Genomic DNA, 19,109 nt, shown 5'->3' with positions numbered 1-19,109 from the left:
TCTGTGATACCCGTCACAGACATCATTTATATTTAACCGCTCAACTCGAGAAAGGGGGTGCAACGACAAATGAGTAATACGAGCCCACTCTATGAAAATAAAAATAATAATGTTATGTATTCCCAAGGAGGAGACAAAAAGGTTATGAAGAAAATTTTATCAGTAGCACTATCTACAGCAATGGCATTCTCAATGTTTGCATCTGTAGCGTTCGGAGATACTCTATCAACACAGGATAAGTACGATGCATTAGTTAAGAAGAATATTTTCACTGGTTACCCAGATGGAACAGCAGGACTTAGCAATGATATGACTCGTGCTGAATTCGCAAAAGTTCTTACTAAAGTAATGGGATTGAAAGAAGTAACAGGCGTTCATTCTTATAATGATGCTGGATACAACAACCCTAAGAACTGGGCAGCTCCTTATATCGAAGCAGTATCAGCTGCTGGAGTTATGCAAGGTCAAGATTTGACTAAGAAATTGTTCAACCAAAAAGCTAATGTAACAGTTCAAGAATTGGCAGAAGTGCTAGTTAAAGCTCTTAAGCTAGAAATTCCAACTGACATTGATAACACTGCAACTGAATGGGCTAAAGGTTCTGTTCAAGCAGCAATCAATGCTGGATTGATCAGCAAAGATCTTAACTTCCAAGCAAATGCTAAGCGTTCATTGTTAGTAGAATCTGCATTCGCAGCTGAAGCAGCATTGAATGTTCCAACTCCAGTAGACGCTACTAAAATTGATAGCGTAACTGCTTCTAACCTTCGTGAAGTAAATGTTAAATTCGACGGTTACGTAGACGCTGCAACAGCTGGCGATGAGAGCAACTATTCTATTACAGGTGAAGGTAACCCAGTTGTAACTGCAGTTGCTTTGTCTGATGATAAGAAGTCTGCTACATTGACTGTTGAGCAATCAGCATCAGCTAATAAAGGTCTAGTAAACCAAAAAGAATACAAATTGTCTGTAATGAACGTTCGTGCTGGTAAAACAGTAATTACTGCTTCTGATGTGAAGTTCACACCAGTAGATGCTTCACTTCCAGTTGCTCAAACAGCTCAAGCTCTTGGTAACAAGACAGTGAAAATCACTTTCAGTGAGCCAGTTCAAGTAGCTAACGCTAACAACTTCATGGTTAACGGTAAGACTATCGTTGGTACAACTGAAGTTACTGGTAACGTAGTAATCTTGAAGATGTACAACATCTTGGAGAATGCTGAGTACACGCTAACAGCTGCAGGAATTCAAGACTTCTCAGGATTGAAGAGTTTGTCAACTGATTTGAAATTCACAGTAGTAGAAGATAAAGTATCTCCTGCAATTGTGAGCGTAGAAAAGGCGACTTTCGAAGAAGTTACTTTGAAGTTCAGCGAGCCAGTTGATAAAGCATCTGTATTAGCTTCCAATATCTATTGGATGCAAGGCGGAAGCAAAATGGTAGCAAGTGAAGTGAAAGCATTAGCTGACGATACTTACAAGTTCACTTTCTCTCCAGCTAACCGTCTAGTTTACACAACTGATCTATTTGTAACTGGAGTGAAGGACTACTCTGGTAACCAAATCGCAGCTGATTCTAAGATCACTGTTAACCCGGTCGTTGACCAGACTCGTCCAGAAGTTGTAAATGCTACACTTCAAGATGATCTTAAGACTATCCGTGTTAAATTCTCTAAAGATGTTGTAGCTAGTACTGCAACTAACGGTGCTAACTATGTAATCAAAGATGCAGACGGTAAAGTAGTATTCTCATTGAAAGAAGTAACTGCTACAACAGAAGCTAAGACTTTTGATGTGAAACTTTACCAGAAGCTTGGAGAAGGTAAGAAATACACATTGGAAATCACTGGTGTAACTGATACTACAACATTGAAAAATGTTCTAGTTCCTTATACTAAAGAGATTATCACTAAAGACGTTTCAGCTCCAACAGTTACTGGCGTAACTTACATTGCTAATAGCAACAGAGCTGTTGTTAACTTCAGCGAAGTTATGGCAACTAGTGGTGACGGTTCTATCGTTGACGCAAGCAAGTATTCTTATCAAGATAACGGTGGCGCATGGAAGACTCTTCCAACTGGTTCATACCTAAATGTTTCTTCTGATGGTAAAGCTGCAATCATCGTATTCCCTTCTGATATCGTAGTAGGTGTAAATGTAACTGCAATCAGAGTATCTCTTGTTAAAGACGTTGCTGGTAACTACCTTGATGGATTACAAGCACAAGGTTCACTAGTAGCTGCTTCAGCTATTGTATTAAATGGAGCTCCAACTGCAACTGCTAATAACAAAATTGAGATTCCTTTCAATCAAGAGTTACAAGCAGGTTCAGCTACACCTTCTGACTTCACAGTGAAAGCAGGAACTAAGACTCTTCTTGTTTCATCTGCTGATGTTGATGGTAAGAATGTAGTATTGACTTTGGCTGACAGCAATAAGCTTGATTCTCTAGGTAAATACGATTCTGTTAACGTAACTGTAGATGTAAAAGCTAATGGTTATCTAGCTACTGCAGCTGGTAAGCAAGTTGAAGCTAACCAAACTACTTTAACTGTAACTGATAAGATTGCTCCTGCAATCAAATCTGTTGATAAAGTAACTAGTGCAACTTATGCTGTTAACGTTACATTCACAGAGGCAATCACTCTTGGTAACAACAGTGATATCCAAGTTGTAGTTGGTAGTAAGTCATTAGTTGAAGGTACTGATTACACTGTAGCTCATGTTCCTGCTTCTGCTACTGCTAATGTAGTAACTATCACTCTTACACCAGCTGCACATGCTACTAACAAAGGTAAGGTTCTAGAAGTTCGCGTTAAGCCTTATCCAGCATTCATCACTGACGGTTCTGGTAACCTTGTTACTGGAAACGACAGCTTCTACTCTTCATACATCGAGTTGTAAGATTATTGAAACTGGTATAAAAGAGTCCGCCCTTTGGGCGGGCTCTTTTTTTTGAATAATTATAATAAGCGATACGGGAGGACCATGATGAGACGTATATACAAGATAGCCTTAACGTTGCCATTATTAGGCGCGACCCTGTGGGTCGGTTCTATTATCAATACTACCGCTAGCGGCGCCGGAGTCACTGGCCAACCAGGTACGACGGATGATCCTGTTGTAACCAAAAGCTATGTGGACCAGCAAATACAAAAAGCTTTAGGTGGTGGGAATACTAGTACTCCTACACCAACGCCCACACCTAATCCACCAACCACTGCACCACCAGTAACTTCTCCAAGTAACAATGATAATGCAATTGTCATCGTTGATGTGAAACCAGGTGAGAAGTTAATTGCTTCGGCTGGTGCTGAATTTATTGTTCGAAATGGTAAGGCTGTAGTCTACAGTCTAGATGCGAATGGAATAGCAGACCTGACCGATGGTAAGGATATTGTAAATGGACAAGCTATCGTTACGAATCATCTATTATCATTCCCAAGAGATGGCCGGGGTATAACCGTACAAGAAGGTCAGAAGGTTGGCTTAGTTGTCATGGTACGTGGCGGATATTCTATTCAATGATGTTATGCCTTATTATTGCCAGTAGTAGTAAACTTTTATACGTGTAATCGGAATGATTATGAGAATAATACTCTTGTAGGATCATTATTCAGGAGGTGTTTATCATTATGGCAAAGAATAATCGAACTGTTGTGAAGGAAAGCCGTCAGATGATTGATCAGATGAAATATGAAATTGCTGCTGAATTTGGGTTACAGGTTGGGGGATACGGCTCAAGGTTGAGTGCTGATACAGAGTTTGGAACTGAACTTGGTGAGGCAGGTCATTATAGTCATTCAGGAAGATCGAGTTGGGGTCACTTAACATCAAGGGAAAATGGTTCTGTAGGTGGCGAAATTACCAAGCGTCTGATACGCCAAGCACAACAAAGTTTGTTGTAGTACTTCCAAGTCTTGAACTTATAAGGTATATATATCACTTTAAATAATTACTTACCATATAATGTAATTATAACGTTTGACACCTTTTCGCAAATAAGTTAATATGACGAATAAGGATTGTACAGCAACCTTTCCCGATCGGGAAAGGTTCATTTTTGCTTATAGGAGGTAAAATCATGTCAATTAAAGGACGTCATCTGTTTACATCAGAGTCCGTTACTGAAGGACATCCTGATAAAATATGCGATCAGATCTCGGATGCTGTGCTAGATGCATTCTTAGCGAATGATCCTAATGCACGTGTAGCTTGTGAAGTAGCCGTAGCGACAGGGCTTGTTCTTGTTATCGGAGAGATTAGTACGAATTCCGAGTATGTGGATATTCCAGCGATTGTGAGGAACACAATTAAAGAAATTGGCTACACGAATGCCAAGTATGGCTTCGATTATAATACTAGTGCCGTACTTACCTCATTGAATGAGCAATCTGCAGATATTGCTCAAGGGGTGAATGCTGCATTGGAGAATCGTGATCATGAACAAATGCATAAAGAGACAGCGGATATTGGTGCCGGTGACCAAGGCCTCATGTTCGGCTTTGCTTCCAATGAGACACCAGAATTGATGCCTTTGCCAATCGCATTAGCGCATCGCATTGCTCGTCAACTTGCAGCGGTTCGTAAAGATGAGACTTTATCCTATTTACGTCCCGATGGGAAGACACAAGTGACAATTGAGTATAACGGTGATCAGGTTGTGCGTGTCGACACGATTGTCGTATCTACGCAACATGCGGAAGAAATCACGTTAGAACAGATTCAAGCAGATATTAGAGAGTATGTTATTAATCCGGTTGTTCCTGCTGAATTACTTGATGAGAAGACGAAATACTTCATTAATCCTACGGGACGTTTCGTCATTGGTGGACCACAAGGAGATGCTGGTCTCACAGGACGTAAGATCATTGTAGATACATACGGTGGTTATGCACGTCATGGTGGGGGTGCATTCTCTGGTAAGGATCCTACCAAGGTAGACCGCTCTGCCGCTTACGCCGCTCGTTATGTTGCTAAGAATCTGGTCGCAGCTGGGCTTGCGGATAAATTAGAGATTCAATTGGCATATGCTATAGGTGTGGCAACACCAGTGTCTATTAATGTCGATACGTATGGTACGGGTAAAATAAGTGAAGAAAAGCTTGTAGAACTAATACAGAAGAATTTCGATCTACGTCCTTCTGGAATTATCCAAATGCTTGATCTTCGTCGTCCGATATACCGACAGACGGCAGCTTATGGACATTTTGGCCGTACTGACCTTGATGTACCTTGGGAGCAAGTGGATAAGGCAGAGACATTACGCAAACAAGCTGAATTATAGAGTTTACAGCTATTATTGATAACCTACTTTGGAAGTCGCTGATGCATTCAGCGGCTTTTTGTATGCGTAATTACATAGATTCTATGAAATAATGTGACTCGCCCTAAACTTGTAAGCACATTAAGCCGAAAATATAAGTACAAGTGTATACAACGAGGGGAGCTTTTAACCACAATGAAGAAAAGAATTTCGATTTGGATAGCTATGATCATGATAATGGAAATATGTGCACCAAGTATTCTAGGGATAGGAACTTCTATGAGTGTGAACGCTGCGGGTACACAAGTCATATATAATAATCCTGCAGAACAATACATAACATCGTTGCTTCCAGCTAATGGGGCAAGAGGTGTTGCGCCAACGACGAAACTACAAGTTAAATTTAATCATGCCGTTACAATACAAACAGGGACACTTCAAATTGTGGATACAAGTCTATTGAATCCATCTTCACCGATCAATATCAGTGTGACAGATCCGGACAGGGTGACGGTATCCTCACCAACAGAAATAGAAATCAATCTTTTACCTAACCAATTATTATTTAATAAAACGTACGAACTTTCAATCCATTCTGGTGCTTTTTCAGATACAGCTTTAAGCACAACAATACCAGAAATAAAGTGGGGATTTAGAACAATATCGTCACTAACAAATACGCCGCCCACAATTACACAATATACGCCTATAAACGGAAAAGCGGACATAGAACCTAATCTTGCAGAATTACAGCTTCTATTTAATGAAGAGGTATTGTTAGGAACGGGTACAATACATATACGCAACAAGTCAGATGATGTTGAAGTTGAAGCTATAAATATTCAGGCAGGCCAATCACAAGCTGTATCTATTAATCCAACCAATCCAAGTCTTGTGAGTATCCAAACATCCAAACTGGGTCAATCGTCGGATTATTATGTCATTATTTCTGCAAATACGTTCACTGATCTAGATGGTGCCCCATTCGCAGGTATTCTAACTAAGAACCAATGGGGATTTAGAACAAAAGGTGCACCAACGGTTTTATCGCAGACAAGTCCTACAGATGGGGCTACTGCGGTTCCGATTAATACGCCAATTCAACTGACCTTCAGCCAGAATGTGAGAATCGGTAGTGGGAATATAACCATTCGACAAGCAGGTAGCTTAAACGTTGAATCAAATATACCGGTGTTCTCATCGAGAGTTACGGGTGCTGGAACGAATAGGATAGTCATCACACCAGATATCACATTACAGAATAACAAACAATATATGGTGAGCGTTCCTGCAGGTGCATTTCTAGACAATGGTAATAATCCAGTGCCAAGCAATAGTGTGAGTTGGACGTTTACTTCCATTGGAGATTCATCGGCACTGAGGGAAATGTCCGTATCACCTGCAAATGGAAGTATCGGCGTGCCGTTAAGTACAGATCTTACGGTTACATTTAATCGTAGTGTGAAGGCAGCAAACGGGATGGATAATGCTCAAATTAAGCTATACAATGCTACGACATCCCAAATGATGAGCGTAAATATGGCTGTAAATCCGAGTAATCTTGCACAGATCCGTTCTGTTAATAAGGTGACATTGGATCAGAATAGCTCTTATTATGTTGTGATCGATAATGGTGTATTTGTCGATAGGGTGAATGCAAGTATCGTCTATAGCGGTTTGAACGGGAATACGAATTGGAATTTCAAGACAAACTCCACCGATAAGATCGCACCTGTTCTACAGAGTACTCAAATGCATAATGCGTCAACCATTCGTCTGACATATAATGAGGCATTGAGTTATTCCAGTTATCTAAACAACTCGAACTTCGCTGTAACCGTGAATGGGGAGAGTAGAAGAGCAATTCAAGTCTATACTTCTGGAGAAAGTGTCTACATCGTACTTGAAATTGGGGTATCTGTTGGACAGAATGTTAAAGTATCATATACAAGTGGTAACGCTGGTATTATGGATGTTGCTATGAATCCAGCTGCTAGTTTCACCTTGAGGGATGTGACGAATGGAATTGATTCCGCTCTACCGAAACCTCGTGAGGGTACAGGGTATGGAACAACCATCCATCTGTCATTCAATGAGACGCTTAAGACACCGTCTACCAATGCCTATCAGCAATTCACCGTTACGGCAGATGGGACGTCGGTTGGTGTTCGCAGTATGGTTCTAAGTGGTTCCTCGTTAGTCTTTACTTTGACGAATAGCATCACAGATGGCCAAGTCATTAAGATTTCTTACACTCCAGGACTATATCCAATTCAGGATTACAGAGGAATGAATATGTCAGCATTTAGTGATTTCTATGTGAGAAATCAAGTAGACACGAAGCCCCCAATCTTTATGGGAGCAGAAGGTTCAGGTAACAAAGTTGTTTTGAAATATAATGAAGCTCTTAAATCAGATAACTTGCCTATGAAGAGTCAGTTCTCAGTACTAGTAAACAAGACACCTAACTATGTAACGGGTGTAACGATCAATGGAAATCTTGTAGAACTCACATTGGCTACAACCTTGACGTCATCACAGGAAGTCTCGGTATCGTATGTGCCTGGTGTTGGAAGCCAGCGAATTACTGATTTGAGTGGTAATAGTGCAGGATATATTAATCTAGCACCGATGGGCGTGGGAACGAGTTCGATACACGCTGACGTGAAGTCAGCTACGATTAAGGCAGATACATTAACAATTGAGTTCTCCAAGAGCATAAGCAGTACGCTAAGTTCTAGCGCTCTGAATACCATGTTCTTAGTGAGAGTGGATAATAACATTCGAACCATCCAGTCAACGATACTAAGTGGTGATAAGGTCACACTTCACATAAGTCCTGAGGCAAATGTAGGGCAGACGGTTCAAGTGTCATACAATGGTGGTAGTGGTGCTTTGAAAGACCTACAAGGGGTTGCAATCACTTCCTTTAGTAATCTAAATGTACAGAATACAGCGGGTAAGAATGATGTCATAACAGGTAGTCTAGCAATATTGGATAAGAATGAATTTGGAGAACCTATGTATATTCTCCCAACCAGTGCTGCCGCATCCAGTGAGAGCAGAACGAAATTCAATCAGATCACTAGAAGATATCTTATTGATGCAGCACAATTGAAATCTGCCTTTGAGCAAGTATTAGTAACAAGTACAAGCAGTAAGACCCTTGTGTTTGAAGTTCCTACGTATGAAAAGGCAGCCTATGTTGGCATACCACTTCAATCTCTCCAACAAGCGATATTAAGAGATAACAAGGCTAGGTTTGCTGTTAGATCTGGAGATCATATGTATATCTTGCCATTAAGTAGCTTGGATATGACGGAGATCAATCGCAGTCTTGCTTCTGCTACATCCACTGTTATTGTGTGGGTCCAAGTAGAGAAAGTGCCAAGCCAAACGGCTTCCGATCTAAGTACAAAGATTAGTGGAGTTGGAGGACAAGTCATTGTAGAATCAACGGACTTCTATATTTCTGCGGTTAATAATACTACGAGTAAATCCGTACCTTTGAACATAAAAGGTGAGTATCTAATCCGTACGACAAAGCCAGTTCCCGATTATACAACAGCATTCGTCTACTATGACGCGTCCGTTGCACAAATTTCATTCATTCCTACAGTGAATCGTAAATTCAATTCGTATACAGTTCTCCATGGCAAAGTTACAGGGAATTATACGGTCACTGGGGTTACTGGAAGTAAGTTCTATGCTGATATTAATGGACATTGGGCGAATGAAGCAATTAATGAATTGTTAGCTAAATATATTATTGATGGAAGAACGCCAAGTTCATTTGTACCTAATAGTCAAATAACGCGTGGGGAATTCGCAGTATATATGGCACGTGCTCTCGCGTTGCCAAGTGACACTCAGACGACAACGAAGTTCAAGGATGTTCAGGGGTATTCCGTAATGGGCACTTATATTGGTGCTGCGGCAAAGGCAGGTATCATTACAGGGAATACGGATGGCACATTTAGAGCGGATAGTTACATTACAAGGGAGCAGATGTCCATCATGATGGTACGAGCGATGGACTACGCAGGATTGAAGCAGACCGTGACCACTTCATCGTCCACTGTATTAGCGCCATTCAAAGATCGTAGTAAGATTCAGTCTCCACTGACGGTTGCAAGGGCTGTACAAGCAGGAATTATTGTGGGAACAACGACAACAACGTTCCAACCTCAAGGAAATGCGACACGTGCTCAAGCTTCTGTTATGTTAAAGAGACTACTTAATAAAATAGGTTACATGTAGAACATGACTAGATTCACAATCAAGCAATAAGATGTTAAGGTGACTTGTAATTAAAGGTGTATGGAACTTTTTCAGAAAACGAGAAGCCATAAGACTCCCCTTAAGGAGGAATTATGGCTTCTTTTGCGAATGAGGCGTGGATGAGAATCACTTGTGACAAGCAGACACAGGTGGAGAACAAGATGCAGATCAGCATGCGACGCTAACAAGCCCACAAGGAGATTGCTAATGAGATGCCGAGCCGAAGCCAAGGAGAGAAGTCGAGCCGAAGTCGAGAAATAGCTGTAAACACTGCAGTTAATTAAGTGGGAAATGGCGGTAAGCGTGAAATAGTTGTCAAAGATACAGCTAAAATGGTGGAAACGAGCAAAATCCGGGATCTTCCAGTAACTAACTGTACGTTTTGCATTTAAATTAGTTGAAAGACAAAGTGACCGAATTTAGATGTACTTGGTGCAACTGTTGGTGAGGAGTAAATGGAGGAGTAAGGTAGAAGGCGAATATAACCACATTATCAGCTAGCTATCTGTTGTATCAACAACTAATTACACGGTAATTATATAAAATGGGTCTATTACTAACACAAGGATATTAGTAATAGACGCCTTTTAGATGTCGTTCACTTGTACCGAATTAAGGCAGAATTGTGTAGAAGAAGCTTATTCGATGAACTCCCACATTTCTCGGTGCAATTCGTACCGGTGAATCCGTCTTCCTGCTCCGCTCACGATAGGACGAAGCCAGCCTTTAGAACACAGCGATTGAAGCAATCGAACTGAAGTGCGATGATTAATACTGAAATGACTGGCTACTCTTTTCGGACTAAGAGGTTGAACATGTGTTAGTGCGAAGCGTATGACCTCATTCTCGGATAAATTGGCTCGGTGGGCGGGTTGCGTCATTGCGAAATAACGATTGAATAGTAGTTGGAGTAAGTCCCTACAAAGCTCTGGTCGATTATATACATCGTCGTAAGCGAAGGAGATGACACGATAACCAACACTCTGCAGAAATAATTCGCGGTTCAACTCGTCACAATATTTCTTGCGATCAGCATCACGAACATGAGGGCCATACCCTTTAATTTCAAGTATGAATTTCAATTGACCCTTTAAATAAGCGAAATCACCGAAATATGATCGGTTTCGCCAGTCCGCAACCTCATATTCGGGGTGTAATCCATCGAAGTTACCGTAGACTGGCCACCAAACATTTTTAAGAAATAGAATTTCTCCATGACTATGACCACGTTGTAGCCGACCCTTTCTCTCACCCGTGCGAAGGTCCAAGTGCTTCTGAATGAATAACTGATGTTCTTTGTCAAAACCCTTCATTCCAATGCAACCCCTTATTCGATGAATATAGGATAACGTCGATCCGGCTAATTAAGCACACAAAAACGCCCCACTCATCGTGTGATGGTAGGACGTTCTTCGTCACTAATATATCTGAATTATATCAAAGGTTGCCAATCTATGCTAGAGTTACAGACTTGTATATTACTGGAGTAGCTTAGATTCACTTGAATAGTCGCACAAAGTGCAGTTGTGTAGTTGATAAGAGTGAAGGATAGCAGTATAGATGTTTAAGATACATTTAAATATGGGCAAATAGCAAAAACTAAGACTCAACGAGTAACTAACTGTACATTCTGCATTTAATTCGGTGATAGCGGTATTGAGCTGATTTTAGATGTACTTGGTGCAACTAATCCAACTTGTTCCAGCGTGATTCCCCAGCTCTAACACCGGACGTAATAGACAAAGTTGAAGATCAACGAGTAGCCTCGAGTATCATGGAAGATCCACTTGTAGCCACGAATATTCTGAAATATCCTCGTATATTACCAAGTACCCTAGTTACACTCGAATAGTCGCACAAAGTGCAGCTGTTTAGTAGAAAGGTGATAGTCTAGTTGAATTTAGAGATGTAAATAACAGTAACTATGTACAATGATGTACAGAATAATTGGTCGTATTTCGTAAAGTTGCTAATTTTTATATGGATTTTACATCTTTTCGTAACTTTTTCACATAAAAACAGTCTAATAGTATATACACAAAATATGAAGTCTATCGATTTATAGAATTGTAAGCTTGTGCAATTAAGATAGCAGATAGGGGTTTACCTAAACATGATGAGAAAAGTACAGCAAGTACAACATGGATTGACTATCTCTACAGGTAAGAAGTGGGCCATTGTTACAATAGCTGGACTGCTATGGATTTCACCGTTTATGGGTAGTGGACTACCAATATTCGATTCCATGCAAGGTATCGTAGTAAATGCTGCAACGTCATCCGTTAAGAAGATTAATGAAGAGATTATTACGCATGGTGCTAATTTATATAAATATCAATTCACTGCGACTCGTTCTGGCAAACAAGTAACGACGCTAGCTGATGTCATTCGTGTGGATCTTCAGAATTCAAATGTGAAATTAGATGTCATGAACGGTGTGAAGGGACAGTTCACAACAAGACAAACTACACAGGCAATGGCTAAAGAGAATGGTGCAGTAGCTGCTGTGAATGGCGATTATTACATCACCAGTGGATTAGGAGCACAATGGGCACCATTGGGTGGACAGATCACAGATGGTGTATTGAAGTCTACACCGGCTGATCTAAAGGGAATGTATTCATTTGTAGTATCGAAATCGGGCAAGCCAATGATTGATGAATATGAATTCAATGGATCCGTAACAGCTCAAGATGGAGCAACAATGCCATTAGCAGGCATCAATAAAACGGCTTACTATCCTGAGAGCAAAGCTTCAAGCTCAAGTCATATTAATGCCATGTATATGTATACGAGTAGTTGGAAGTCATTGGATCGACCTGTAGATAGTTCAACTACAGCTACGGAGATACTTGTACAGAACGGAATAATCAAGGAAGTCTCTTATAAGGCACCTCTACAAATATCAGTGCCTGAGGATGGCTATATTTTGCGTGCGCATGGAACGGCAGCGGAATTCGCTAAGACTCATTTTGCCATTGGACAGAGCTTGAATGTAAGTTCCTCATTAAGATCAGAAACAACAGGTGAGACGGTTGATCCTACGAGTCTGCAGATGATGATGGGCGGTCATACGCTTCTGGTCAATGGTGGCAAGCCTTCCGCATTCACTAGGGATGTCACGAGTATTGGGGGATATCGTGCTCGTACCGCTGTAGGTTATTCGCAAGATGGAAAGTATGCTTACATTGTAGCGGCAGAAGATCATGGTCAAAGTTCGGGGATGTCTTTATCGGAATTGCAGGCGTTCATGGTCAATATCGGCGTATGGAAAGGCTTGAATCTAGATGGCGGTGGCTCTACGACAATGGTCACTCGTCCTCTAGCAGAGAATAATACTACACTGACATTTAATACGGAATATGGTACGGTACAACGGAGCATTGTGAATGCGCTTGGTGTATTTAGTACGGCACCTCAAGGTCAATTGAAAGGCTTCAAGATCAGTGGCAGCTCATCGCTATTGATTGGTCAAGAGGCTAATTATACATTGAAAGGCTATGATACGTATTACAATCCGATCGATGTCTCACAATCCAGTCCTACTTGGACATCAAGTAATGGCAATGTTAAAGTCTCTAATGGTAAGATTATAGGGATACAGCCAGGAACAGCAACGATTACAGCGACTAGTGGCGGTGCTAAGATAAGTACGAAGGTTAGTGTTCTCGGAGCAGATGAACTATCCAGTCTGACTACCGCGAATGCAACGGGGGCACTTGCAGCAGGAACAACCTTGTCTATACCTGTGACCGCGGTGACACGAGATGGGAAGAGTATTGCTATCTCAGCTAGCGCATTGAAATGGGAGTTCGTTGGATTCAAAGGGAATGTGCAAGGTGACAATCTCACGGTGAGCTCTGTAAACGCGAATGCCAAAGTGGGATATGCTATTGGTAGATATAATGGATTTAGTACTGTTGTCGTGTTATCAGAGGCAGCGAATAGTATGTGGGAAGATTTCGAGACTACGAGTTATCCTGTTTCGTTCACTAGTAATGTACCTCAAGTGATAGGTTCTGCGCAGATTATGCAAGGTTCTGGAGCATACTCGAAATCCAAAGGACTCAACCTTCAATATGATATGACGCAAGGAAGCGGTAAAATGTACGCATACGCTCAATTAAATGGAACGACGGGGAAGGCGATTTCTGCTCCCGCTACATCCATGACGTTAGATGTGGCAGGCGACAACAGCCTGAATTGGCTTCGTGCTGAGCTTACGGACCGGTCGGGAAAGACCATCTATGTGGATCTAGCCAAAGTTATCGATTGGGATGGCTGGAAGAGCCTGAATGTTGACTTAAGTAAATTGAACATTCAATACCCTGCACAACTGAAGCGGGTCTATGTAGTCAACGTAGAGGAAGGACAAGATGAGCGCGCATTGACAGGTACGGTATCCTTTGACAATATTCAGTTCAACATACCATCTCTATCAAGTGATGCACTTCTGCCAACGGGTACAGCTCTTATGCGAATTGGACAGAAATCGATGAATGTGAATGGGAAGACCATAGCGATGGATGTATCACCTATCATTAAGAATAGTACAACATATGTACCCATCCGTTTCGTATTAGATGCCTTTGGTGGAACGGCGAATTGGGATGGAGATAATCAACGAATCACGATTATGCGTGGAAGTAAATTGTTAGATCTTACGGTGAACAAGAAGGAGTTCATTCTAAATGGGAGACGTTATAGCGCTTCTGTTGCTCCATTTACAACACAAGGTAGAACGCTAGTTCCGCTACGGTTAGTATCTGAACAATTAGGGCTACTTGTGAAATGGGATCAGCAAACGAAGACCATCACTATCGACTCGTAATATGCTATAATATGGCATAGTGAATTACGGTACAGTTGGATTGGAGCTAGAGATGTTATGAACTTCCAAGCAGAGGCGATAGATCATGTTATTAAGAATGCTATCGACGCAGTGGAGAGTAGTAGATATCAGATATTCGAAATTATGGAGACTGCTCGTGATGAGTTGCGTACGATAAATCAAGAATTGGAATATGTCGTGAAGGAAACACTGATCACTTTATCCAAGGTGGATGCACTCGAATTAGGCTATCGCCAATCTCGTATTCGACTTACGGAAGTGAGCCGTGACTTTGTACGTTTTAAGGAAGAAGATATTAAACAAGCCTACGAGAAAGCTACTCAGATCCAGTTAGATTTGATGATTTATCGCGAGAAAGAGATGTATCTCAAAGCAAGACGTGATGAGCTGAAGAAAAGGATTCGAATGTTAGAGAATTCAATAGTGCGTTCAGAAAGTGTTGGATCACAGATGAATATTGTCAAAGAATATTTAGCTGGAGAAATAAGTGAAGTTGGACGTTTCATCGAGACAGCTAAGAGTCGTCAATTGATTGGATTGAAGATTATTCTCGCGCAAGAAGAAGAACGCAAACGTATTGCACGTGAAATCCATGACGGTCCTGCTCAGTTGTTAGCAAATCTAGTATTAAGAACAGAAATTGTTGAACGAATGATCAAAAAAGAAGAGTTCCAGATGGTAGAAGACGAGATCATCGACTTGAAAGGTCAAGTACGAGTTAGTCTTGAAGAAATGCGGAAGGTGATCTTTAATCTGAGACCGATGGCATTGGATGATTTGGGCTTAATTCCTACACTACGCAAATTCATATACAATTTCGAAGAGAAAGCCAAAGTTCGAACATTACTAGAAACAAGAGGTCAGGAGCGTAGACTTACTTCAGCCATGGAAGCAGCTGTTTATCGTCTTGTACAAGAAGCGCTGTCCAATGTGGCTAAACATGCTAAATCTACTTATGTCGTAGTTGAATTGACCTTTCAGGCACAAATTGTAAAGATCGTTGTGCAAGATAATGGTTGTGGCTTCCAACAGGCATTGCTTGTCGAAAAGAAAAATGAACATTTTGGTATAGTCGGTATGCGGGAGAGAGTTCAGCTCTTAGAGGGTAGGATGGAGATTGAATCTGAACTTGCAAAAGGGACGAAGATCATCATCCATATCCCCACTAATGTAGATAATATAGAGGAGTGAGGATATGTCGAGTGTAGTTAATGGACAAGATGATTGTATTAAAGTTCTCTTAGTGGATGACCATCAATTATTTCGCGAAGGCCTCAAACGTATTTTGAATATGGAGAAAGATATGGAAGTCATTGGTGAATGTAGCGATGGAATCCAAGTACTTGAATTCTGTAACGAGAACCAACCAAATGTTGTTCTGATGGACATCAATATGCCTGAACAGAACGGGGTAGAGGCAACTCAGAAACTTAGAGATATATTCCCTGATATCAAAGTGATTATTTTGTCTATTCATGATGATGAGAGTTATGTGTTTGAGACGTTGCGTCAAGGGGCGAATGGTTATCTTTTAAAAGATATGGAGGCAGAATCCTTAATTAATGCGATTCGGTCCGTATTCCAAGGTCATGCATTTATCCATCCCAAAGTAACAGGTAAACTCATACAACAGTTGCGCCGAATGACCTTTGTAAGTGAGGCTGGTGCTGTGAATTATACAACTGGAAAAGATGAAGGCGTGAAATTTGTAGCTGGGGATGATAATCCACTTACTCGACGTGAAGCAGATGTACTTCGTCTAATGGCCGAAGGGAAAAGTAATAAGATGATTGCTGAATTTCTGTATATCAGTGAAAAGACCGTTAAGAATCACGTGAGTAGCGTTCTACAAAAGATGGACGTAGATGATCGCACACAAGCGGTAATAAGTGCTATTAAATTTGGATGGGTAAGACTATAAAAGTGTACATAAAGTAATCATGACATGATACATAGGTATTCGTCTGTAACTTCTTGTTCTACCCTGATGTATCGTAATCAAGATTCTACTTGTCACCCAGCCTTCTATATCGGCATATATTGTTGGTAAAGAAGGAGGTGAAGCTCCGTGGTCATTCAAATGATTTGGATTGCTGTTATTTATGGATTAGCCATTGCTCTCGTTCATGGGGTCTACGCTTTAACTCGTCTTGCCAATCGCAATAACATCCAAGGCGTAGATAATCAATTCACTCTTATTACTTGCAATCATGAACGCCAAGTAGAATGGTATGTACGTGCACTATGGTTATACTCTTGGATTAGAGGTAAGGAGCTGCGTATGCTTGTCGTTGATGAAGTGTCAAGCGATGATACAGTGCGAATGATTCATAAATTGATTGATTCTTTGGGACTTCATGTATGCGTTAGAGTATGCTTAGGTGTAGATGCGGATGAACTTAGAAACAGCATAGAACAAGAAGGATTCGAAGGATCGACAGTCATAGATTTGAGATTACCTCATGAGGCCTCACGCATTCCATATGTACAGGGTTAACCCATGGTATGGAGAGATAACAGATATTAATCGCATAGATAACAAGGTGTGAAGCACACTCTCTAAGATGGTAATCCTAGGAGAATGTGCTTTTTTGTGTGTTCTGAAATGAATGAAGGGGGAGAAAGATGTGAGAGTGTCGGTATATGCGGTGTCGTATGACGGGCGCTGGCAGGTTAAGATTTCGCTTGACCGTAGAGTAGATTTAATGTGGTGGGATGAAGAAATAGGGGAATTATCATATACGATGGTATGTCTGGCAGATCGTATTCGCCTAGGATGGGCGCTCAGGCTTGAAAAAATGGAACTGCCATCTCATGGCGTAGATGATTGGAACGCTGAGCAGTGGAGAGATGCTGTCTATCGTGTTCTTGAGGAAGAGATGAAAGTAGGATCACGAATTAATGCGACAGATGAACTCTTTAATTCTGTATCCATGACAGCCATTCAGGAGAACGTTAGAATAGCTAGAATAAGAAGTGATCGAACCTTGCAACAATTAAGACAAGAGGCGACGATATTAGCCGAATCTCTTCGTGGACGATCGTTGTTCATCCATGAAGTGGATGCATTGTTAGCAGAGGTTGCACCATCGTTGGTAAGCGATTGGTTAAAGGTGGCACAGCTGGCCTATTTACAGGGCCAGCTTGCCTTTGGTGCAGGCGTTGCGTCAGCCGCTCCGCCTGCTCCGCGGTTGCGGTGGTTGCGACGCCACCGCAAGGTGCTTCGCTGCCAACGTTGTGGCAGCGTTGCTCTTGGCCGCACGGCATGCGCCTCGTGCGGCAGCGCGGCTTGCGCCTATTGCGAGTCCTGTCTCGCAATAGGGCGTAGCCGCGCTTGTGCGCTGCTGCTCCGCGGAGCAGCGCATCCGGCCGTGCGGGGCACGGCCGGGGGTCACCCCACCGAGGCCATGGGCCGGTGGGGGCTTAGCGCAGCGCAAAGCGCAGCCGCAGGCCTTGCGCTGCGGTTCTTAGCTCCTGTAGACAATCTCATCTCTAGGCCCATTCGACCACAACGCTTTCTCCTTTGGGCGGTAACGGGAGCGGGCAAGACCGAGATGATCTTCCCATTGTTGGACTACGTTTTGCAGGTTGGGGGAAGAGTTCTTGTTGCAACACCAAGAAAGGATGTTGTATTGGAGCTTGCTCCACGATTAGCGAAGGCCTTTCCGAATGAAAGCATAGTGACATTATATGGTGGAAGTGAGGAACGCTGGAGGCCCGGTAATCTCATACTAGCAACAACACATCAATTGATGCGTTTTTATCAAGCATTTGACCTAGTCATTATCGATGAGATTGATGCATTTCCCTTCCATAATGATGCTATGTTGGCTTATGCCGCACAGCATGCCTGCAAGCCTGATGGTAAATTTGTATATTTGTCAGCGACACCTCCACGAGAACTTCAAAAAGAAGTAGCATCGGGAAGGTTGCCGCATGCCAAAGTGCCTGCCAGATTTCATGGACATCCCCTACCTGTGCCCACTCGTCTTAAGATGGAGGCGGTGTCCAAATGTCTCAAGCATCAGCGAATTCCCCATCAACTTCTTCGCCAATTGAAGCACTCCATTATGCGCGGTGCGCAATGTTTCGTATTTGTCTCACGCATACATCACATACAACCATTAGTGATGCTTCTGCGTCGCCATTTACCCAAGATTAATATCGAAGGTACATCATCCGTAGATCAGAGTCGAACGCAGAAAGTAATAGATTTTCGAAATAGGGAAATCAAGTTACTGGTAACAACAACTATTCTTGAGAGGGGAGTGACTGTCCCTCGTAGTGATGTCTTTATTCTAGATGCAGATAGTAATCTTTTTGACGAAGCTTCGTTAATTCAAATGGCCGGTCGTGCAGGTAGGTCGAAGGACGATCCAGCAGGAAGAGTATTCCTAGCATCTACAGCATGGACAAGGTCACAGAAGAGAGCAATCACACAAATTAAAAGAATGAACCGAATCGCACAGAAGAGTGGCTATCTGAACAAAACCACAAGGCAGGACAAGCCCATTCGCTGACACCCACCCTAGTGAGTTACTCGCATGTCGATTCATGAGCTAAATTAGACAACAAACCAACAAACCAACAAACAAACCAATACACGAACATAAACTTACACAAACTTCTTGACGCTACCTACCAACTTCTCTCCCCTTCTCACCTAGTTGCAAAAAGCACACTTAATTCAGCACCATGAGAACAAATCAA

Annotated in this window: 11 protein-coding genes; 10 read left to right on the top strand and 1 reads right to left on the bottom strand. The window is 41.9% G+C overall.

Going from position 1 to position 19,109, the window contains the following annotated elements; translation table 11 throughout:
• The first annotated feature begins 144 nt into the window (after positions 1–144).
• The 5 genes from ACH8E3_RS05060 to ACH8E3_RS05040 all read left to right on the top strand — a co-directional run bounded on the left by ACH8E3_RS05060 (position 145) and on the right by ACH8E3_RS05040 (position 9,526).
• Positions 145–2,904: an Ig-like domain-containing domain gene (locus ACH8E3_RS05060; RefSeq protein ID WP_458631525.1), complete on the top strand. Its 2,760-nt coding sequence runs from the start codon at positions 145–147 to the stop codon at positions 2,902–2,904.
• A gap of 87 nt (positions 2,905–2,991) precedes the next feature.
• Positions 2,992–3,528 (top strand): hypothetical protein, encoded by a 537-nt coding sequence (locus ACH8E3_RS05055; RefSeq protein ID WP_458631593.1) that lies wholly within the window; start codon positions 2,992–2,994, stop codon positions 3,526–3,528.
• Between the two features lie 107 nt (positions 3,529–3,635).
• A complete protein-coding gene (locus tag ACH8E3_RS05050; protein ID WP_458631524.1) occupies positions 3,636–3,908 on the top strand; it encodes a small, acid-soluble spore protein, alpha/beta type in 273 nt (90 codons plus the stop codon).
• Positions 3,909–4,084: 176 nt separating this feature from the next.
• Positions 4,085–5,287 (top strand): methionine adenosyltransferase, encoded by a 1,203-nt coding sequence (metK, locus tag ACH8E3_RS05045; RefSeq protein ID WP_458631523.1) that lies wholly within the window; start codon positions 4,085–4,087, stop codon positions 5,285–5,287.
• Positions 5,288–5,461: 174 nt separating this feature from the next.
• Positions 5,462–9,526, top strand: a complete 4,065-nt coding sequence (locus tag ACH8E3_RS05040; RefSeq protein WP_458631522.1) for an Ig-like domain-containing protein — start codon at positions 5,462–5,464, stop codon at positions 9,524–9,526.
• A gap of 659 nt (positions 9,527–10,185) precedes the next feature.
• On the opposite strand, the gene ACH8E3_RS05035 is transcribed toward ACH8E3_RS05040, so the two are convergent.
• Positions 10,186–10,860, bottom strand: a complete 675-nt coding sequence (locus ACH8E3_RS05035; protein WP_458631521.1) for a hypothetical protein — start codon at positions 10,858–10,860, stop codon at positions 10,186–10,188.
• A gap of 800 nt (positions 10,861–11,660) precedes the next feature.
• Between ACH8E3_RS05035 and ACH8E3_RS05030 the strand changes: the two genes are divergently transcribed.
• The 5 genes from ACH8E3_RS05030 to ACH8E3_RS05010 all read left to right on the top strand — a co-directional run bounded on the left by ACH8E3_RS05030 (position 11,661) and on the right by ACH8E3_RS05010 (position 18,919).
• Complete coding sequence (locus ACH8E3_RS05030; protein WP_458631520.1) at positions 11,661–14,378, top strand: stalk domain-containing protein; 2,718 nt, start codon at positions 11,661–11,663, stop codon at positions 14,376–14,378.
• A 57-nt stretch (positions 14,379–14,435) separates the two neighbouring features.
• The gene (locus tag ACH8E3_RS05025; protein WP_458631519.1) at positions 14,436–15,590 is read left to right on the top strand and encodes a sensor histidine kinase; all 1,155 of its coding nucleotides are present in this window, start codon (positions 14,436–14,438) and stop codon (positions 15,588–15,590) included.
• 4 nt (positions 15,591–15,594) lie between these two features.
• Complete coding sequence (locus ACH8E3_RS05020) at positions 15,595–16,320, top strand: response regulator (RefSeq protein ID WP_458631518.1); 726 nt, start codon at positions 15,595–15,597, stop codon at positions 16,318–16,320.
• Between the two features lie 147 nt (positions 16,321–16,467).
• Complete coding sequence (locus ACH8E3_RS05015) at positions 16,468–16,896, top strand: hypothetical protein (protein WP_458631517.1); 429 nt, start codon at positions 16,468–16,470, stop codon at positions 16,894–16,896.
• A gap of 130 nt (positions 16,897–17,026) precedes the next feature.
• The gene (locus ACH8E3_RS05010; RefSeq protein ID WP_458631516.1) at positions 17,027–18,919 is read left to right on the top strand and encodes a DEAD/DEAH box helicase; all 1,893 of its coding nucleotides are present in this window, start codon (positions 17,027–17,029) and stop codon (positions 18,917–18,919) included.
• The last annotated feature ends 190 nt before the right edge of the window (positions 18,920–19,109 follow it).

Source organism: Paenibacillus sp. CMAA1364 (assembly GCF_054373195.1).
Note: the sequence above shows the minus strand (reverse complement) of the source record. Positions and strands in the feature narration are given on the sequence as shown.